This is a genomic window from Sorangium sp. So ce1036 (assembly GCF_051369805.1).
In the GTDB taxonomy this organism is placed as follows: domain Bacteria; phylum Myxococcota_A; class Polyangia; order Polyangiales; family Polyangiaceae; genus Sorangium; species Sorangium cellulosum_F.
Genome location: NZ_JBBMOX010000001.1, coordinates 352,835 through 372,628, shown reverse-complemented (window position 1 = coordinate 372,628; position 19,794 = coordinate 352,835). Strand labels below are relative to the sequence as shown.

13 protein-coding genes are annotated in these 19,794 nt (G+C 74.8%); 9 read left to right on the top strand and 4 right to left on the bottom strand.

Features of this window, described 5'->3' with window-relative positions; genetic code table 11:
• Positions 1-133: 133 nt before the first annotated feature.
• The 4 genes from WMF31_RS01310 (at position 134) to WMF31_RS01295 (ending at position 4,481) form a co-directional block, all read left to right on the top strand.
• Entirely contained in the window at positions 134-439 is a 306-nt protein-coding gene (locus tag WMF31_RS01310; RefSeq protein WP_129354383.1) for a YfhL family 4Fe-4S dicluster ferredoxin, read from the top strand.
• A 94-nt stretch (positions 440-533) separates the two neighbouring features.
• Positions 534-1,325, top strand: a complete 792-nt coding sequence (locus WMF31_RS01305) for a hypothetical protein (protein WP_436600207.1) — start codon at positions 534-536, stop codon at positions 1,323-1,325.
• A gap of 89 nt (positions 1,326-1,414) precedes the next feature.
• Positions 1,415-2,392, top strand: coding sequence for a hypothetical protein (locus WMF31_RS01300; protein ID WP_436600206.1), 978 nt, complete (start codon positions 1,415-1,417; stop codon positions 2,390-2,392).
• A gap of 22 nt (positions 2,393-2,414) precedes the next feature.
• The gene (locus tag WMF31_RS01295) at positions 2,415-4,481 is read left to right on the top strand and encodes a protein kinase domain-containing protein (RefSeq protein WP_436600205.1); all 2,067 of its coding nucleotides are present in this window, start codon (positions 2,415-2,417) and stop codon (positions 4,479-4,481) included.
• An 11-nt stretch (positions 4,482-4,492) separates the two neighbouring features.
• Here the strand turns inward: WMF31_RS01295 and WMF31_RS01290 are convergent, their stop codons facing one another.
• The gene (locus WMF31_RS01290) at positions 4,493-4,756 is read right to left on the bottom strand and encodes a hypothetical protein (protein ID WP_436600204.1); all 264 of its coding nucleotides are present in this window, start codon (positions 4,754-4,756) and stop codon (positions 4,493-4,495) included.
• Positions 4,757-5,009: 253 nt separating this feature from the next.
• Here WMF31_RS01290 and hutU point away from each other — a divergent pair, with 253 nt between their 5' ends.
• Positions 5,010-6,689: a urocanate hydratase gene (hutU, locus tag WMF31_RS01285; protein WP_436600203.1), complete on the top strand. Its 1,680-nt coding sequence runs from the start codon at positions 5,010-5,012 to the stop codon at positions 6,687-6,689.
• A gap of 3 nt (positions 6,690-6,692) precedes the next feature.
• Here hutU and WMF31_RS01280 read toward each other — a convergent pair whose 3' ends face one another.
• Positions 6,693-7,631, bottom strand: a complete 939-nt coding sequence (locus tag WMF31_RS01280; protein ID WP_436600202.1) for a deoxyribonuclease IV — start codon at positions 7,629-7,631, stop codon at positions 6,693-6,695.
• A 370-nt stretch (positions 7,632-8,001) separates the two neighbouring features.
• On the opposite strand from WMF31_RS01280, the gene WMF31_RS01275 reads away from it, so the two are divergent.
• Together WMF31_RS01275 and WMF31_RS01270 are read left to right on the top strand one after the other, a co-directional pair.
• Positions 8,002-12,504 (top strand): AMP-binding protein, encoded by a 4,503-nt coding sequence (locus WMF31_RS01275; protein ID WP_436600201.1) that lies wholly within the window; start codon positions 8,002-8,004, stop codon positions 12,502-12,504.
• On the top strand, positions 12,501-13,502 hold the full coding sequence (locus WMF31_RS01270) for an NAD-dependent epimerase/dehydratase family protein (RefSeq protein ID WP_436600200.1): 1,002 nt from the start codon (positions 12,501-12,503) through the stop codon (positions 13,500-13,502). Before WMF31_RS01275 ends, WMF31_RS01270 begins: the two co-directional genes overlap by 4 nt.
• A gap of 43 nt (positions 13,503-13,545) precedes the next feature.
• Here the strand turns inward: WMF31_RS01270 and WMF31_RS01265 are convergent, their stop codons facing one another.
• Both WMF31_RS01265 and WMF31_RS01260 read right to left on the bottom strand, forming a co-directional pair.
• Positions 13,546-14,463 (bottom strand): DUF2267 domain-containing protein, encoded by a 918-nt coding sequence (locus WMF31_RS01265; RefSeq protein WP_436600199.1) that lies wholly within the window; start codon positions 14,461-14,463, stop codon positions 13,546-13,548.
• Between the two features lie 102 nt (positions 14,464-14,565).
• Positions 14,566-18,534, bottom strand: coding sequence for a transglutaminase domain-containing protein (locus WMF31_RS01260; protein ID WP_436600198.1), 3,969 nt, complete (start codon positions 18,532-18,534; stop codon positions 14,566-14,568).
• A gap of 240 nt (positions 18,535-18,774) precedes the next feature.
• Between WMF31_RS01260 and WMF31_RS01255 the strand changes: the two genes are divergently transcribed.
• Positions 18,775-19,221 (top strand): hypothetical protein, encoded by a 447-nt coding sequence (locus tag WMF31_RS01255; protein WP_436600197.1) that lies wholly within the window; start codon positions 18,775-18,777, stop codon positions 19,219-19,221.
• Positions 19,222-19,314: 93 nt separating this feature from the next.
• Positions 19,315-19,746 carry a hemerythrin domain-containing protein gene (locus WMF31_RS01250; RefSeq protein WP_129354409.1) on the top strand — a complete coding sequence of 144 codons (432 nt, stop codon included), beginning with the start codon at positions 19,315-19,317 and terminating at the stop codon, positions 19,744-19,746.
• Positions 19,747-19,794 lie beyond the last annotated feature (48 nt).

The window sequence follows — 19,794 nt, the reverse complement described above, 5'->3', positions numbered from 1 at the left end:
GGGGCGCCCGCGCGCAAGCGCGCGCCGGATCTGCCACGAACCCACGCGTGGTTCCGCCCCGAATTGACACCCTGCGGTCCGGCCTCTACAAACGAGCGGACCGGGGTTGACCCCGGAGAATGAAGCGAAGGCCATGGCGACTTACATCACCGAAGACTGCATCAACTGCGGCGCCTGCGAGCCGGAATGCCCGAACGAAGCGATCAGCGAGGGCGATGAGATCTACGTGATCGATCCCGAGCTCTGCACGGAATGCGTCGGATTCTACGACCACGAAGCGTGCCAGGCCGTGTGCCCGGTCGAGTGCTGCCTGCCCAACCCGCAGATCGTGGAGACCGAGGAGACGCTCATCGCGCGGGCGGTCAAGCTGCACCCCGACGACGCCGAGCTGCAGAAGCGGGCCGCTGCCAACGACTACCCCTCGCGCTTTCGCAAGTAACACCCCCCATCGGACCCCGCGTCGCCTCCCTGGCCGCGCATCCCATGGCTCTGCTGGCTCCTTCAGGTCGACGCGGCGCCCGGGGTACGCGGTGGTGAGCCGCCCGTGGGCCGCACGGCTCCTCGCGGGAGCTTTCGCCGCGGGGGCTTGCGCCGGCTGCCACGGCGGCGGCCCGCTGTTCCATCCAGCGCACGTCCTCCGTCCGGGCAACGTCAGCTTCGGCGGAGGGATCTCCGGCGCGATGGTCGTCGCCGGCGCGACGGCCGCCGAGGCAACCACCGGCGCGAGCACGGCCGGCGACCCGGCGGAGGGCGCCGCCGAGCGGGCCCTCTCCGAGCTGACCGCGGCGCCCGGCGTGGCCCCCTGGGTCAGCGCCCGCGTCGGGATCGACGGCGACAACGAAGCGGGGCTGACGTACACGGGGCGCTCGGTCCGGCTCGACGGACGCCATGCCTTCTCGCTCGGCAAGCCGACCCTGTCGATCGGGCTCGGCGCCTCGGCGCTCTTCGCCGACGGGCGCGGCGCCGACGGGAGCGGCGTGCAGGGCGCCGGACTCGACGTGCCTGTCCTGCTCGGCTTCCAGTCGGACGCGGACCTCTACGCCGTGTGGTTCGGCCCGCGGCTCGGCCTCGAGCTCCTCGGCGGCGAGGTGCGGTTGCCCGCGGCCGATGCATCGGCGGCGACCCGGGGGCCGCTCGTCGACGCGTCGGGCCGGCACCTCGCGCTCGGGTTCGTGCTGGGCGTGCGCGCCGGGTTCCGCCATGTGCATGTCGCCCTGGAGACCACAGCGACCTACCACCACGCGAGGGGCGAGCTGGGCGGCGCTCCGGTCGCGATCGACCAGGGGACCATCGTCCCGGGCGGCGGCCTCACGGTCAGCTTTTGACGCGATCGCAAATAACGGAATTTGCTTGCACTTTTCGCATTCCGCGCAGGCGCTTGCCCGCCCGGAGCGCCGGCCTTAGACTCGGATCCATGCGTCCCTACGGCGCCCTCTCCAGTACCTGCCTCCTCCTCGCCGGTGCGGCGCTCGTCGGCTGCTCGGCGCCGGTCGCGGGTGATACGGCCGACGCGAGCGGGGCGATCACGCAGGGCGTCGTGCTCGTCGAGCGCGCGATCAACCTGAGCCGGGACGCGACCTTGACCTCCTCCGCCCTCGAGGGCGAGGACGCCGCGCCGGGCGCGGCCGCCGTCGCGGGGTCGGTCACCAACGTGTCGGCCAAGTTCATGCGCCTCTCGTCCGCGACCGATCCCGAGCTCGCCGAGCGCCTGGTCGGCTCGCCGTTCGATCTGCCGTCCGCGGGCAGCTGCATGGTCCTGTCGCCCGCCGCCGGGGACGAGGCGACGAGCCTGAGCTCGCTCGGCTCCATCGAGCTGCTCGACGCGGGCGACGTGACGATGAAGACCGACAGCACGGAAATGCCGCTCGCGGCGCGCGCATTCCCGGACGTGGGCGACCTGGTCTTCGGCGTGTTCTACACGTCGCGCGACGCCACGAGCGATCTGCCGGCGCCGGCCCGGTACGCCTTCGAGAGCTCCGGCTCGGGGATGCTCGATCGGTTCGCCTTCGAGGCCGACGCCCCCGCGGGCCCCGAGGAGGTGCGGATCGGCGACGTCGATCTGGCCGATGGCGTCGAGCTCGACGCCGGGGTCTCCGCGATCGTGCAGTGGCGCGCGGACGAGGACGGCGGGGCCGGCAGGGCGCGGGACATCGTCTATGTCGACGTGACCTCGGCGCGCGGCACGGCCGTGCGGTGCGCGTTCAGGGACACGGGTCGCGGCGTGATCCCCGGGTCCCTGCTGGATCCCTCGACGCTCGGGCCCCTGCCGGCGAGCGCGACCCTGGCCGTGCACCGCACGCGGCAGGTGCCCTTCAGCGCCTCGGGGATCGACCTCGGCGAGGTGCGCTTCGACCTCTCCGTGATCGGCCGCGCGCGCGTCGTCGCGCGCTGAGGCTCGGACGATCGACGTCGGGGTGGCGGACGAGGAGCTGCGACGGCGCGCGGACGAGCTCGCGGCGATCGGGCAGCGCGACCGCGGCGCCGCCCTCCTCGCGGACGCGGGCGATCACGCGGGCGCGTCCGCGCTGCTCGAGCGGGCCTGCGATTTCCCCGGCGCGGCCAGGGCGGCGCTCTCGGCCGGGGACCCGGCCCGCGCGGCGCTCATGGCCGCGCTCGGCGGCGACGACGCGCTCGCCCTCGAGGCGATCGACCTGCTCGCCGCCACGGCGCCCCGCGACGCCGCGCTGCGCGCCGCCGCCGAGCTCTCGGCGCGCGGGTTCGCCCGCCACGCCGGCGCGCTGTTCGCCGCGCTCGGCGCCCACGCCGCGGCCGCGGAGGCGTTCACCGCCGCGCAGGACGCGCGCCGCGCCGCCGAGAGCTTCGAGCGCGCCGGCCGCCCAGCGGACGGCGCGCGGGTGCTCGAGGCCGCGCTCCGTCGCCGCCCCGAGGACGCGGCGGCCTGGCTCGCCCTGGGCGAGCTGCTCGCGCGCCACGGCCGCACCGAGGCCGCGGTGCGGGCGCTGCAGCAGCTGCCGCCGTCCGCCCCGGAGCGCGCCCGCGCGCTGCCGCTCCTCGGCAAGTGCCTGAGCGAGCTCGGCCTCGAGGAGGCCGCCCGGACGGTGCGCGACGAGATCTCCCGGCTCCCTCGGGCCGGCGAGGCGGCCCCTTCGCCGCGGGTCGCCCCGTCGTGCCGGCCCGCCTCGAGGCCTCTGCCTGCGGGCGCCGTGCCCGCGGGGCCGCTCCTCTTCGGGCGCTACGAGACCCTGCGCGAGATCACGGCCACGCCCCACGCGCGGGTCGTGGAGGCGCGCGACCGGATCACGGCGGAGCGCGTCGCCGTGAAGATCTTCACGGGCGCGGCGTTCGGCGCGGGCCGCGACGCGCTCCTCCGGTTCGAGCGCGAGGCGCGCGCGCTCGCCCAGCTCCGGCACCCGAACGTCGTCGCGCTCCGCGCGTACCACCCGGAGGGGCCGGCCATGGTGCTCGCCTGGATGGCGGGCGGCTCGCTCATCGAGCGGCTGCGGGGGGAGCCGGTCGCGCCCGCGCGCGCCGTCGAGATCGCGTGCGCGCTCCTGTCCGCGCTCGGCGAGGCGCACCGGCTCGGCATCCTCCACCGCGACGTGAAGCCGAGCAACGTGCTCTTCGACGAGGTCGGGACGGCGCACCTCGCGGACTTCGGCGCGGCGCACCTCGGCGATCTGTCGACCACCGCCACGGCCGGGGCGATCGGGACCTTCGCGTACATGTCGCCCGAGCAGCGCATGGGCCGGCCCGCGACGCTGGCGAGCGATCTGTACGGCGTCGGCGCGGTGCTGGCCGAGCTGCTCACCGGAGAGCCGCCCGCGCCCGCCGTGCGCGGGCGGCTCGATCCCGCGCCGAGCGAGGCCCACCCGGATCTCACCGCGGCCCACGACGAGGCCGTGGCGGCGCTGCTCGCGGAGGACCCCGCCGCGCGGCCCGCCGACGCGTTCGAGGCGCGGCGCGCGCTCACCGCGCTCGCCTGGCCGGAGCGCCCGCGGCCGCAGCGAGCGCGCGCGAGCGCGCGGCCGCGCTCGAGCGAGGCGCCGCCCCGGGCGACGGCGCGGCTCGGGGCGACCCTCGAGGCCGGCGACGGCCGGGACACGGAGGGGCGGTGGCGCGACCTGTGGCTCGAGCGCGACGTCCTCGTGCTGCAGCTCGACGACGCGTCCCTCGCCCGCGCCCGGGCGTTCGCGCGCGCCGGTCACGCGGCCCTGCCGGCCGTGCTGCGCGTCGACCTCGCCGAAGGGGAGATCTGGGTGGCGCCGCCCCGGGGCCGCGCGCTCGCGGACGAGCCGCGGGCGCTCACGCGGGGCCACCGCGCGCGCCTCGGCGAGGCGATCGCCGCGCTGCACGCGGCGGGGGGCGCGCACGGGTGCATCGACCGCCAGCACCTCTACCTGCACGACGGCGAGATCACGCTGGCCTACCCGCGCGAGGCCCCCGGCGACGTCGCGGAGACGGCGGCGCGCGATCTCGCGGCGCTGCGCGAGCTCGACGACGGCGCGCTCGACGCGCCCTGAAGCGGCGCCGGCTACGGCGAAGGCGGCGGCGACGCGCGGCCGTCGGGCGAGGCCTGGCAGACGCCGTAGTCGTCGTAGTCCCGCTTGGTGATGTCGTAGCAGCAGTAATCGCCGTCGAACTCGGGCTCGCTGTCGACCGACGCGACCTCGCCGTCGCACGCGGTGCTGCCGAAGTAGGCGAGCGCCTCGTCCTGGGAGGGGCACGCCCCCTCGTGCTCCGTCCACTCGAAGCACCCGACCTTGCCGCAGCCCGCGCCCGCGAGGGCGAGCACCATGGCCGCGAGCGGAAGAGCACCGAGCGAGCGACGCGCACGTGCCGAACGGAGGGAAGAGATCATGGAGTCTCCCGCAGAGGGGCGAACGCCGCGCCCGGCGCCAGCATACTCCGGTTCGGACGAAGCCGGCGCCCCTGGAGGAGGCGCTGTCGCCCCGAGCGGGATCACGCCACGCCCTCGGCAGGGGCGCCCGGCGCCCCGCGGGGCGGCCTCCCCTCCTGGTCGCCTCGGAGCGGCTGGAGTACAGGACAGCATGGCGACCGGAGAGCAGGGGGCCCGGGTGGTGCGCGCGCCGCGCGGGAGCGAGAAGAGCTGCAAGGGGTGGGTCCAGGAGGCCGCGCTCCGGATGCTCCACAACAACCTGGATCCGGAGGTCGCCGAGCGGCCGGAGGATCTCGTGGTCTACGGGGGCACCGGCAAGGCCGCGCGCTCGTGGGAGGCGTTCGACGTGATCGTCCGCGAGCTCCGGGACCTCGCCGACGACGAGACGCTCCTCGTGCAGTCGGGCAAGGCGGTCGGCCGGTTCCGCACGCACCCGGACGCGCCCCGCGTGCTCCTCGCGAACGCGAACCTCGTGGGGCGGTGGGCGACGTGGGACGAGTTCCGGCGGCTCGAGGCGCTCGGCCTGACCATGTACGGGCAGATGACCGCGGGCTCCTGGATCTACATCGGCTCGCAGGGCATCGTGCAGGGCACCTTCGAGACGTTCGTCGCCGCGCGGAAGGCGCACGCGGCGCGCGTCCCGGGGGGCGGGCGCTGGGTGCTCACGGCGGGCCTCGGCGGCATGGGCGGCGCGCAGCCGCTCGCCGCGACCATGGCGGGCATGGCCTGCCTCGGCGTCGAGATCGACCCGGCGCGCATCGAGAAGCGGCTCCGCACCCGCTACGTCGACGAGCGCATCGACGACCTCGATCGCGCGCTCGAGGCCGTCCTCGAGAGCGCCGAGCGCGGGGCGCCGCGCTCGATCGCCCTCTGCGGCAACGCCGCCGACGTCTACCCGGAGCTCGTCCGCCGCGGCGTCACGCCGGACCTCGTGACCGAGCAGACCGCCGCGCACGACCCGCTCGTCGGCTACATCCCGCCGGGGCTCACGCTCGAGCAGGCGGCGGAGCTCCGCACGCGCGATCCGGGGGAGTACGTCGCGCGCGCGAAGGCGGGGATGCGGCTCGAGGTCGACGCGATGCTCGCGATGCAGCGGCGCGGGGCCGAGGTCTTCGACTACGGCAACAACCTCCGCGCCTGCGCGCTGGAGGCGGGCTGCGAGGACGCCTTCGCGATCCCCGGCTTCGTCCCGGCGTACGTGCGCGAGCTGTTCTGCCAGGGCAAGGGCCCGTTCCGCTGGGTCGCGCTCTCGGGCGATCCGGAGGACATCCTCGCGACCGACCGCGCGGTGCTCGAGGCGGTCCCGGGCGATCCCGATCTCCGGCGCTGGATCGAGCTCGCCGAGCAGCGGATCGCGTTCCAGGGGCTCCCGGCCCGGATCTGCTGGCTCGGGTACGGCGAGCGCGCGCGGGTCGGGCTCGCCTTCAACGAGCTCGTGCGCGCCGGCCGGGTGAAGGCGCCGATCGTGATCGGGCGCGACCACCTCGACTGCGGGTCGGTCGCGTCGCCGTTCCGGGAGACGGAGGCGATGAGGGACGGCTCGGACGCGATCGCCGACTGGGCGCTCCTGAACGCGCTCGCGAACACCGCCGGCGGCGCGTCGTGGGTCAGCTTCCACCACGGCGGCGGGGTCGGGATCGGCAACTCGCTGCACGCCGGGGTGGTGATCGTCGCCGACGGCACCGAGGCCGCCGCCCGCAGGCTGGAGCGGGTGCTGACCATCGACCCGGGGATGGGCATCATCCGCCACGCGGACGCGGGGTACGAGACGGCGATCCGCGTCGCGGACGAGAAGGGCGTCCGCGTGCCGCACCGGCCCGCTCGCCCGTGAGGCTCACCCCCGCCGCGCGCGGGGGCCTCGCCTCGCCGGGCGCGGCGCCTCCGGCGCGCGCTGCGACGGCGCGGGCGGCGGCTCGGCCGCGCCGCGGAGGCGGCGAAGCCGGTCGATCTCCTCCGCGTAGCCGCGCCGCTCCTTCGACAGCGGCGGCAGCTCGATCACCGCCGGCACGTCCGCGAGCCGCGGGTCGTTCGCGAGGCGCCAGAACGGCACGAGGCCCATCTCCCCGTCGCCGATGCGCTCGTGCCGGTCGAGCCGCTGGCCGAGCGCGGCCTTCGAGTCGTTCACGTGCATGCACCGCAGCCGGTCCCTGCCGAGCAGCCGGTCGAAGTCGGCCCAGAACCGCTCGTAGCCGGCCTCGCTCCGCAGATCGTGCCCCGCCGCGAAGGCGTGCTGCGTGTCGATGCAGACCCCGAGCCGCGCGCGCTCCGGCCCGGCGCGCTCGATCATCGCGGCGATCTGATCGAGGCGATCGCCCAGCGTCGTCCCCTGCCCGGCCATGTTCTCGATGCACAGCGTGGCGCGGAGCCCCTTCGCCCGCGCGAGCACCGTCGCGAGGCTCTCGCCGATGCGATCCAGCCCGGCCTCCTCGCCGAGGCCGCGGTGCGCGCCCGGATGGAACACCACGAAGTCGATCCCGAGCGCGTCGCACCGGGCGAGCTCCTGGAACAGCGCCTCCCGCGAGCGCTCGAGGATCGAGGCGTCGTCGGCGCACAGGTTGATGAGGTAGCTCGCGTGGGCGAGCGTCCGCCCCGCGCCCGCCCAGGCCGCGCGCGCGGCGCGAAACGCGGCGATCTGGTCCGCGCCCAGGGCCGGCTCACGCCACTGGCCCGAGACCTTGGTGAAGATCTGCATCGCCTCGCATCGGTCCTCTCCCGCCAGCGCGATCGCGCGGTGAAGACCGCCGGCCACCGACTCGTGCGCGCCGAAGATCATGGGCCGCACTGCTTGGGTCGCCCGCCCCGCGCCGGCAACCCATTCCGCCGAGCGCGCCCGATTTGCCACGAGCCCCGCACGCCGCACCAGCGCACGACGCACCCAGAGCACCGCGTCAACTCCCTCGCAACATCTTCAATTTCACCACTCAACCCGCCCCAAAGCCGAGCAAACCGCGTGCCCGGCGGGCGCGTACCGTGGTTCGCGGCACCTCGCCCTTGACGCATTCCGGCCCAGGCGCGAATTGAGCGGCCTTCCTGGAGTCTCGATGAGCCATATGGGTGTTACGAACGGGGCTGGGGCCAGAGGGGCGGTGCCGGGGTTGCCGGGTGGAGCCCGCGGCGAAGAGAACGCGGCGGTCCCGCCGCTGGTGCCGTCTCACGTGCTCTCGGGCAAGCGGCTCGTGGTGGTCGGAGGCACCGGGTTCCTCGGCAAGGTCTGGCTGGCCATGCTGCTCGCGAGGTTCCCCGAGATCGCGCACATCTACCTGCTCGTCCGGGCCAAGGGGGACCAGTCGCCCGAGGAGCGCTTCTGGTCGCAGATCGCGACCTCGCCGGTGTTCGATCCGATCCGCGAGCAGCACCCGGGGCCCGCCTTCGAGGAGTACCTCCGGCAGAAGGTGACCCCGATGAACGGCAACGTGGGCCTGCCGATGCTCGGGCTCGGCGACCGCGTGGGGGAGCTCACCGGCCAGATCGCGGCGGTCGTGAACGTCGCCGGCGTCGTCGACTTCAACCCCCCGCTCGACGAGGCCCTTGAGGTCAACGCGTTCGGCGTCAGCAACCTGGTCGAGCTCGGGCGGGCGCTCGGCGCCAAGCTGATGCACACGAGCACCTGCTACGTCGCGGGGTACCGCTCCGGCCTCATCGAGGAGAACCACCCGGCCGAGATCCCCTTCCCCCGCGCCGCGGGCGAGACGTGGTTCGGCGCCGCCTGCCCGAAGCGGACGCTCGATCGCTCGCACTGGGATCCGCAGCGCGAGATCAGCGAGTGCCTCGACCTCGTGAAGCAGGCGCGCCAGCGGTGCGAGGACGCCTTCCGGCAGAGCGCCTTCCTCGACGAGGCCAAGGCCAACCTCGCGGCGCGCGGCGAGCCGTGCCGCGGCAGCGCGCTCGAGAACGAGCTCGCCCGGGTCAAGCGCAAGTTCATCAAGGACCGGCTCGTCGAGGCCGGTAAGGAGCGCGCGCTCTTCTGGGGGTGGACCAACATCTACACCTACACGAAGAGCATCGGCGAGCAGGTGCTCGCGAGCTCCGGGCTGCCGTTCACCATCGTCCGGCCCGCCGTCGTCGAGACCGCCGTCGAGTTCCCGTTCTGCGGCTGGAACGAGGGGATCAACACCTCGGCGCCCTACCTCTACCTCGCCTCCAAGGGGCAGGTGCAGTTCCCCGGCGACCACGACGTGCGGCTCGACCTCATCCCGGTCGACATGGTCGCGAGCGGCATGATCGCCTCGCTCTGCGAGCTCATCGAGGGGCGCGCGCCCGCGGTGTACCAGTACGGGACGACCGACACGAACGGCTGCCGGGTGACGCGCTACCTGGAGCTCGCCGGGCTCTACAAGCGGCGGCAGGTGTTCGAGGGGAAGAAGACCGCGCTGTTCGACGTCGTGTCGTCGCGCTTCGAGCCGCGGGGCCTGACCAAGCAGCAGTACGGCGCGCACGGCGCGCGCGCCATCGAGGGCGCGCTCCGCGGCCTGGGCAGCCTGCTCAAGGCGGCCAGCGTGGGCCCCGCCGCGGCCGTCCTCAAGCCGGCGTCGGCCGCGCTGGAGGGCGCCGCCAGGGCGGAGCAGAAGACGGCCTCCCTCCTCGAGGTGTTCATGCCGTTCGTCGCGGAGGCGGACTGGGTCTTCTCCTGCGCCAACACGCGCGCGGCGATGGCCCGCATGCCGCCCGAGGAGCGGGCGCGCTTCACCTGGGAGCCGGAGAAGATCGACTGGCGCGACTACATCTTCAGGGTCCACCTCCCCGGCCTGGAGAAGTGGGCCTTCCCGCTCATGGAGCAGATGCTCCGCCGCGAGATCAAGCCGCTCCGGGCCTACGACAGCCTCGTCGACCTGCTCGACGAGATCGCCGAGCGCCACGATCACGCGCTCGCCCTGCAGCAGATCGAGCAGGACGGGCTGTCGCGCACGAGCTACCGCGAGCTCCGCGACGCGGCGTGCAGGACGGCCGCGCGCCTCGCCGCGCTCGGCGTGCGCCACGGCGACCGCGTGGCGCTCTCCGGCGCGAACCAGCCGGCGTGGCCCGTCGCGTACTTCGGCATCCTCCGCGCGGGCGCCGTGGCCGTGCCCGTCGATCCGGGGCTCGACGCGAGGGCGTTCGCGGACGTCGTCCGCGCGTCGACGGCGAGGATCGTCCTCTGGGACCGCCGCGTCGAGGAGCGCCTCGGCGCGGCCGTGCGCGAGGCGCTGCCCGAGCTCCACGCCTTCGACCTGGCCGGCTTCCCCGACGGCCGCGCGGGCGACCTGGGCCCGGCCTCGGGCGACGGGCTCGCGCCCCCCGACGCGCGCCTGGGCAAGGACGACGTCGCCAGCGTCGTCTTCACGAGCGGCACGACCGGGGAGCCGAAGGGCGTCCTGCTCACGCACGGCAACTTCACGGCGCTGCTCGCCTCCCTCGCCCCGCTCTTCCCGCTCACGGCGCGCGACCGCGTGCTCAGCGTGCTGCCGCTCCACCAGACCTTCGAGGTCACCTGCGGCCTGCTGCTGCCGCTGTCGCAGGGCGCGCGGGTCATCTACCTCGACGAGCCCTCGAGCGACCGGCTGGGCGACCGCCTGGGCGAGGGGCTGAAGAGGGCGCGCGTCACGGCGATGGTCGGCGTGCCGGCGCTCTGGCAGATGCTGGAGCGCAGGATCGTCGCCGGCGTGAAGGAGCAGGGGCCCGCCGCGGCGGCCGCGTTCAGCTGGGCGATGGAGCTGAACCGCATGCTCGGCAAGCGCCTGGGGCTGAACGCGGGGCGGCTCTTCTTCGGCAGCGTCCACGACGCGCTCGGCGGCAACGTCCGCTTCCTGATCTCCGGCGGCGCGGCGCTCCCGAAGGACACGGCCGCGGTGTTCAAGGGCCTCGGCCTGCCGCTCGCCGAGGGCTACGGCCTGACCGAGGCAGCGCCGCTCCTCACCGTCGCCAGGCCCTCACCGGCCGGGTCGCCGGGGCACGTCGGCAAGCCGATCCCGGGCGTGCAGCTCAGGATCGCGAACCCGGACGCGAGCGGCGTCGGCGAGGTGCTCGCGCGGGGCCCCAACGTCATGAAGGGCTACGCCGACGCCTCCGACGCGACCCAGGCGGCGCTCGACGCGGACGGGTGGCTGCACACGGGCGATCTCGGCAAGCTCGACAAGCAGGGGCGGCTCATCCTCGTCGGCCGGCAGCACGAGGTCATCGTCGTGAAGGGCGAGCACGTGTACCCCGACGAAGTCGAGCGCCTGCTCGGCAAGGTCGAGCACGTCCGGGAGCTCGCGATCGTCGGCATCGACGGCGGCCGCGGCGGCGATCATCAGGTCGCGTGCCTCGCCGTCCCCAGGGCGCCGGAGGCCGGCTTCGACGGCGACGACGAGGCGGCCCTGCGGGCGGCGCAGCACGAGCGCGCGCTCGAGGCGCTCCGGACGGCGATCCAGGCGCTGCCGAAGCCGAGCCAGCCCGCGGTCGTGCACCTCCAGGAGGCCGACCTGCCGCGCACCGCGTCCGGGCAGGTGAAGCGCGCGGAGGTGAAGGCGATCCTCACGCGCCTCGCCGCCGAGGCCTCGGCGGCGGCCGCCGAGGCCTCCGCCGCGACCCCGGCGCACGACGCCGGCGCGGCGCCGCCGGGGCCGAGGGTGAAGCCGGGAGAGGAGCCCATCTACATCCCCCGCCCGGTGGCCGACTTCGCCAAGCACTGGATGAACAAGGTCCAGTCCGGCTTCTACGGGAACGTGATGCGCCCGAAGGTCTACGGGCGCGCGTTCATCCCGCACAACCGGCACACGATCGTCATCTCGAACCACGCGAGCCACCTCGACATGGGGCTCGTGAAGTACGCGCTGGGCAGCTATGGCGACGGCCTCGTCTCGCTGGCCGCGCAGGACTACTTCTTCGAGGGCAACCGCTGGCGGCGCGCCTACTTCGAGAACCTCACGAACCTCGCGCCGTTCGACCGCAAGGGCGGCCTCCGCACGGCGCTGCGGCAGACCGGCGAGATCCTGGACAGCGGGCGGACCGTGCTGCTCTTCCCCGAGGGCACGCGCAGCCCCGACGGCGCCATCCTGGAGTTCAAGCCGGCGATCGGGCACCTCGCGCTCACGCACGGGGTGGACATCCTGCCGCTCTACCTCGGCGGGACCTACGAGGCGCTCCCCAAGGGGCGCACCGTCCCGATCCGCCGCGACCTGCTCGCCCGCATCGGGCCGCCGCTCGAGATCGCCGACCTGCGCCGCCTCACCGCCGGGATGAAGTACGCGGTCGCCTGCCGCAAGGTCGCGGAGCTCACCCAGCTCGCCGTGATCAAGCTGCGGGACGGAGGCGCCCTCGACCTGCGCCGGGTCGAGAGCATCGACCAGGCCGCCGGGACGAAGGAGCACCCGCTCACGCTCCTGTTCCGCGAGCTCGAGGGCAAGTACGTGGCGGGGCGGGTCACGCAGCCGATCACCTACTACGTCACGCTCGGGAACGAGGACGAGGCGAAGTGGACGCTGCGGATCGATCCGGCCGGCTGCGAGGCGCGGGTCGGCAAGCCGAGCCAGCAGGCGGACTGCGTGCTCAAGACGACGCCCGAGATCTTCACCAAGATCGTCCGCGAGGCCTACACGCCGAGCCCGATGGAGTTCATGACGGGCCTCGTGAAATCGAACGACATCTCCCTCCTGCAGACCTTCCAGAAGGTGTTCGACCTCGCATGAGCCGCTACCTCGTCACCGGCGCCACCGGTTTCCTGGGTTCGCACCTCGTCGCGGAGCTCCGCAGGGCAGGCCACGAGGTCGTGGCGCTCTGCCGGACGGAGGCGCCCGCGCTCGCCGGGGCGGGCGCCCTCGTCCGCCGCGGGGACGTGCTCGACGCGGCGTCGGTCCGCGCCGCCGCCGAGGGCTGCGAGGGGCTCTTCCACTGCGCCGGGCGCGTCTCGCGGCGCCGCGAGGACGCCGAGCTGCTCTACCGGATCCACGTCGAGGGGACGAAGATCACCCTCGACGCGTGCCGCGACGCGGGCGTGAAGCGCGCGGTGGTCGCGAGCACGAGCGGCGTCGTCGCGGTGAGCCGGGATCCGAACGACATCCGCGACGAGACGGCCGAGCCGCCGATCGACCTCATCGCCCGCTGGCCGTACTACCGCTCGAAGCTCTACGCCGAGCGCGCGGCCCTCGACCGCAACGGCCCGGCTTTCGAGGTCGTCGCCGTCAACCCGAGCATCCTGCTCGGCCCGGGCGACGTCCACGGCGCCTCGACGGGGGACGTGGTGAGCTTCCTCGAGCGCCGCCTGCCCTTCGTCCCGGCGGGCGGCCTCTCTTTCGTCGACGCCCGCGACGCGGCGCACGGCATGGTGCTGGCGATGGAGAAGGGCCGCCCGGGCGAGCGCTACCTGCTCGGCGCGGCCAACATGAGCCTGGAGGTCTTCTTCCGCCGGCTCTCGCGCATCTCGGGCGTCCCGGCCCCCGCCCTGCGGCTCCCGCGGAGCGTCGCGCTGGCGAAGGCGGGCGCGCACCTCATCGAGCAGGCGCGGAAGCGGTTGCCGATCGATCTGCCGGTGGATCCAGTGTCGGCGGAGATGGGCCAGCACTTCTGGTACCTCGACGCGACCAAGGCCCGGCGCGAGCTCGACTGGACACCGCGCGACCCGCTGGAGACGCTGGCGGACACGGTCGCGGACCTGCGCGCGCGGGGCGTGGTCTGGCCGCAGGGGTAACGCGGCGGGCCCCCCGGCGTGCGGCGCCTCCCGCCGGCGCGGGTCAGCCCGCCCGGCGGAGCGGGGTCGGCGGGAACAGGTCCTTCATCTCGAGCGGCAGCTGACCCCGGAAGCCCTCGATCTCCCCGGCGGACACGCTGTCCGCGACCGCCTCGCAGATCGACTGGAGCACGAAGCTGGCCGCCTCGCGGTCCATCTGCAGCTCGCGCGCGACGGCCTCCTCGATGGTGTCCGTGGTGATGCGCTTGTCCGGCCCGTCGAGGAACGGATCGAGCGACGGGTGGAGCCTGGAAGGGAGCTGCGCGATGAGGTGCCGCGCCTCCTGGGGTGTCACCCGGCGGCACAGGTGGCCGAGGACGATCTGCAGCGCGAGCTCGGCGCGGTCGCGCTGCTGGAGGCCGCTGTGCCGCTCGACCGCGCGGAGCAGCCGGCCGTAGGCGTTGTCCGCCCGCGCCTTGCGCCGGGTGATGGATCGCACCGGGCGCGAGATCTCCGGGCGCGCGGGCTCCCCCGGGTGCGTCGCGCCCTCGGGCTTGAACCGGGCGGCCACCTCGAGCTGCGCCCTCACGACGGCTCCGGCGGCCTGCGCGTCGATGACCCCGTCGGCCAGCAGATCGTCGAGCGTGACCAGCCCGACGGGCCGGCCGTTCTCGATGATCGGCACGCGCCGACACGCACGCTCGCGCATCGTGCGCACGGCGTCCTCGACCGACGCGCTCACCTCGAGGGCCGCGACGTCGTCCGACATGATGTCATGCAGCGGTGTGCTGCGCGCGTCGAGCTCGCCTGCCACGACCTCGATCGCGATGTCGCGGTCGGTCACGATGCCGGCGAGCTGCTGCGTGTCGTGGACCAGGATGGCGCCGACGTGGTTGTCGACCATCGCCCTGACGGCCTCGTAGGCGGTCGAGCGCGGGCTCAGGACGATCATCCGCGACCGGCGGTACTTTTCGAGCGACATGACGGGAGCCCCTCCCCTGGGCAGCGTGGGTACGTGCGTGCGCCCCGGCACGACTAGCCAGAACGGTACCAACCTGGGCCGCGACGGCTCGAGGGGACGCGCTCAGCGCGCCCGCCCGGCGCCGCTACCCTGGCGGCCTCGGCCGTCCGAGGGCACGAGCCGCACCATCCGGTGCAGGAGGCCGTCGACCCGCTGCAGCCAGCCGCGCCAGGCGGCGTACTGAGCCACCGGGATGGTCGAGCGATCGACGACCACGCGCTCCTTCACCACCACCGCGTCCTTGCCCGGCACCCTCTCGAACGTGAGCGTCGCGCGGCCGAACTCGCCGCCGTCCTCGTCGCCCCCGGGCGGGAGCTCGGCGAACGTGTAGCCCGCGGGCGCGACGATCGTGATCGTCCGGTGGTGGTGGCGTGGCGCGAGGCTCGGCGGGAGCACCACCGGCAGCGCGCGCTTCACGAGCGGCGCGAGCTGCGACGTCAGCGTGGAGCTGCCCGCGAGGGGCACCGCGAGCTCCGCGCCCTCGCGGCGCGCGAGCCCCTCGGAGCGCGCCTCGAACGCGAGCGACGCCGCCCCCTGCGGGAGATCACCCCGGAACGTCACCTCCGGCTTCACCTGGATGGTCGGGAACCAGCCGTACGCGAGGTACTGCTCGACCCACTGCGCGCGCGCGTCGGCCTCGGCCAGGTTCGACCGGAGCTCGAACGCCGCGTCGCCGATGTGCCGCTCCCTCGCCGCGAGCTCGCCGGCGCCCGTCGGGTGCAGCGCGATCGTCCACGCGGCGTCGACGCCGTGGTCGGCGGGCGAGCTCGCCGGCGTCTCGACGATCTTCGGCGGCCCGTCGTCGACGAACAGCGCGAGCGTGCGCGCGTCCATCGCCGGCAGCGGGCCGAGCCGGCTCTGCGGGCTCGTCGCGTCGAGCCACAGGCCGGGCGCCCCCCCCTTGCCCGGGAGGTACGCGATGCCGTGATCGAACGCCGGGATGGCCGCCACCTCGCTCCGCAAGAGCGACGGCTGGCCCGTGTAGCGCGTCTGCACCAGCACCTCCGTCGCCTCGATGCCGATCGACTTGAGCAGCGTGATCAGCAGCATCGCCTTGTCGTCGCAGTCGCCCTGGCGCCGGGCCAGGAGCTCCTGCGGCCGGTTCGGCAGCCACCACTCGCCCGACACGAAGTTCACGTAGCGGATGTCGTCCGCCACGAAGTCGAAGAGCGCCCGCAGCTTGTCCTCGCGCGTCACCTTGCCCTTCGTGAGCTCGGCGGCGAGCCGCCGGACCTGGTCGTCGGGCTCGGTGAAGCCCGCGACCGCGCCCCGGTACCACTCCCGGAAGTCGTGCCAGCCGTGGAACGTCGACCCCACGACGACCGGCAGCACCTCCGCGAGGTGCGGGGCGAGCGGCTCCTCGGGCACCTCGGGCGGGTCGTCCCAGATGAACCGCGTCACCTCGCGGCCCTCCTCCTCGGACCGGAGCACCCGCTCCGCCTTGCCGTTCAGGACATCGATCGCCAGCGGGTCGCTCTTCGGCGAGTCGACGACGACCTCGTTGTAGAGGATCGGCCGCGTGTCGGTCGAGCCGACGTAGTCGATGAAGTAGAACGGCGCGTCGCCGCGGCGGCCGACGGGGCCCGGCGTCCAGGAGCGCACCGCGACCTCGACCACGTCGCCCGTCCTGAGCCTGGGCCACCGTACGAACGGCCTCGCCCCGCCCGAGCCCTGCTCGTCGGGCTGCGCCACCGAGCCGTCCTTGCGGTGGACGCGCGCGAAGAGCAGCTCGGTCTGCGCGCCCTCGGTGGGGATGTCGCGCTCGTAGAGCTCCTGATCCGAGCGCGGCTCGATGACGATCTCGCGCGCGTAGTGCATGAGCTGTGAGACGCGCTTGTCCGGGTGGTAGGTCACGGCGCGCACCCAGTGGAGCTGCCGATCGGCCACCTCCCCGACCTTCGCCGGGGCCCCTCGCGCCCGCGCGAGGAAGATCTCGGGCGCGACGAGGTGCTGCTCGTCGCGCATGCGCCGCCGGCCGGGCGCGGAGGGCGAGCCCTCGCCGAGGCGGAGGGCGAGCTCCGCCCGGAGCGACGGGTCGCCCGGCGCGAGGTCGCGCGCGCGCGCGAGCGCGGCGTTCGCCGCGGCCGCCCACGGGCCGCCCGCCGTGCCCTGCCGGGCCGCGGCGAGCGACCGGAACGCGCCGGCCTGGTTCGGCGCGATGTGGGCGGCGTAGGACAGCACCTCGCGCGCCCACGCGCCGCGGCCCGCGTCGTGGAGCGCGCGGCCGATGCGGATCACGTCCTCGGCCGACGTCTGCTGCGCGAGCGCGCCGGCGGCCGCCACCTCCATCGCGGCGCCGCCCTGGTGCTCGAACGCGAGCACGTAGGGCGCGCCCCGGGACTCGGGCGCGATCTCGGCGAGCCGCTGCGCGGCCCGGAGCTCGAGGGCAGGGTCCCGCCGGGCCGCGGCCGCGATCTCCTGCCAGACGACGACAGGGGTCCGGCCTTTCTGCTGGCGCTCGATCGCGAGCAGCTCCTCGAGCGCCGCCCGGCCGAGCCCCGACGGCGCGAGCTCCTTCTTGACGAGCGCCCTGAGGACGCGCGCCTCGGGATCGCGCGCCGAGCGCAGCGGCTGCTCGCGCAGCGCCGCGGCCGCCCAGTCGACCCGGCCCGACGCGAGGTGGGCGGCGACGAGCCTGCGCTGGGCGAAGGCCGCCGAGGCGCGATCCTTCTCGGTGAGGCCGCGGGCGCGCGCGGCCTCGAGCCAGCCGCTGCGGTTCGCGCCGAACGGGGACACCCACCCCGCCATCGCGAGCGCGTCCGGCGAGACCTCCGGCGCCCGCGTCACGCGATCGAGCAGCCCGGGCGCGCGCGGCGATCGCTGGTCGTCCGCGCCCCCGAGCGTGCGCACCACGGCGGCCGAGAGGACCCGATCCAGCGGCTCGTTCGCGCCGACGTCGAGCGCCCTGTCGAGCGCCGTCTTGACGACGGTCACGCTCGAGGGCGCCGCCGGGGGCGCCCGGAGCGGCGAGAGATCCGACGAGGTCGGGAGCGGCGCCGGGCGGCGCTGCTCGTCGGTGAAGCGCACGCGGACCCGCCCCGCGTCGGCGATCGCGCCGGTGCACACCTTCAGCGCGAGCAGGTGATCGCCCGCGGGCGCCTCGATCCGCGCGGCGATGCGGTCGAGCACGAGGCGCTCGTGGGACGCGTCGCTCGACGCGACGTCGGCGCCGTCCCACGCGACGCGCACCGCTCCGGTCGCGGCGACGTGGGCGAGGATCGGCGCGCGATCGAGCGCGGGCGGGATGGTGACGCGGGAGGCGAGGTACGTGCAGCTCTCGGCGCGCGGGTGGATGTAGAGGTCGAGCGGCACGCCGCGGGCGGTCGACGCGGCGGGCAGCACGCGGCGCCACGCGACGTCGTAGACGCCCCAGGAGTAGCGGGCGCCCATGTCCGAGAAGCGCCGGCCGTCCGCCTCGGGGCCCTCGCGGCGCGCGAGCCCGTCACCCGAGTTGTCCTGGAACGGCCCCAGGATGGCGAACGCCTTGACGAGCCCTGATGCGTCCGGGGGGGCGTCGTACGACACGGCGCGCGCGCCGGGCCACGCCGCGGCCTGTGGCTCGGGGGTGAGCGAAGCGGCGAGCCAGCGCGCGTCGTCGGCGAGCGGCGAGGAGGACCGCGCGATCCGCGCGAGCCCCTCGCGGGCGCGGCCCTCGGCCGCGCGCTCGGCGAGCGCCGCCGCGATCACGAGCCCCGGGATGGCGTCGTCGCCGCCGCGCTGCGCCCGGGCCAGCGCGGCGCGGAGCATCTCGTCGGGCGTCGCGGCGGTCCACCGCGGCGAGCGCGCGATGGGGGCGCGCTTGTCGCTCACCTTCGCGGGGCCCGCCGCCGGCTTCTTCACGGGGCCCGCCGCGGGCTGCTCCGCGGCGCCCACGGCCGCGCCGCCCGGGCGCTGCGCCTGCGCGCGCGCGGGGGCGGGCGCGACGGCGACGGCGAGCAGCGCCGCGATCCATCCGCGCCGCCCGCACCAGCGCGCTGCCCGCGCGCGCAGGCGCCCTCCTCGTCGACTTGCCCCCGGCGAGCTCCGTTCCATCGCTCCTCGCTTCCGGGCCACGGCATAGCGCGGGCCGGATCGCGGCGCGAGCGCGCCGAGGGGCGCGCCGGGGCGCCCCGCGCTGCGCCGGAGCAGCCGCCCGCGCCGGGACCGGTGCGCGCGCCTCTCGGGACCGGTGCGCGAGCCCCTCGGGACCGGTGCGCGAACTTGGCCGGCGAGCGCGCGGTTCACTAGCGTGCTCCCATGCGGCGCGCGTCGAGATGGTTGCTTTCGGCGGTGATGGCCCTGACCACGCTCACGGTCTCGCCCGCGGAGAGCCTTGCCCGTGGCACCCGGGTCGAGTGGAAGAGCGTCGATGTGCCCGCGGGCGAACGCCAGAAAGAGCGGGCCCGCGCGCTGCGCGGCATGCTCAGGAGCGCAGCGAAGGAGGCGGATTTCGGCAAGGCCAAGTCGGTCGTGCTGAGCGCGCGCGTGGTCGAGTTCACCTCGGCGACGCGCGGCGACGTCCACCGGGTGAGCTGCACGCTGGTCGGCCGCGTCGTCGGCGGCCCCACCGCCCGCTCGCGCATCTCGTTCGGCGGCCGGCCCAGCGAGCGGCAGGCGCTGGAGAAGCAGGTCCTCACGATGGTCGCGAACGGCATCGTCGGCAGGCTCGCCTCGATCGTCCGCGCCCGCGACGAGGCGCGCGACAAGGCGCGCGACGACCGCGACGAGGCGCGCGACTGAAGGCGCGCCGGCGCGGTCCGCGCCCTGCGCGCGGGCCCGCGCCGCGCCTCGCTCGACCTTCCTCGCGATCTGGACTACGAGGGCCCGCGCATCATGGAACTCGACCGGATGGTGGCCGAGCTCTTCCAGGAGGAAGACCGCGCTCGGGAGATGGCGGGAAAGCTCATCCAGCTGGCGCAGCGCTCTCCGGCCGCGGCGTGCGCGGAGCGCGAGGGCCTGCTCGCGTTCCTCCGCGGGCCGATGGAGCGTCACATGCGCTACGAGGAGGCGGCCATCTTCCCGCATTTCCAGGCGCACGGCCTCGCCGAGGAGGTCCAGGTCGCGCTGAAGCACCACGCCGCCCTGCGCGAGGCGACCGAGGCGCTCGCGAACGTCGCGCCGGACGGCGACGTCGCGGCGCGCATCGCGAACGTCGCCCGGCTCCTCTTGCACCATACAAATTTCGAGGGCGACTACATTTACCCCGAGCTCACCCACGACGAGTGGCGCGAGCTGATCAGGGAAACGGTTCGCCCGGGCGTCTGACGTCAGCGCAGGAACTCGACAGGGATGTTCCCCTCGACGTAGGCTTTT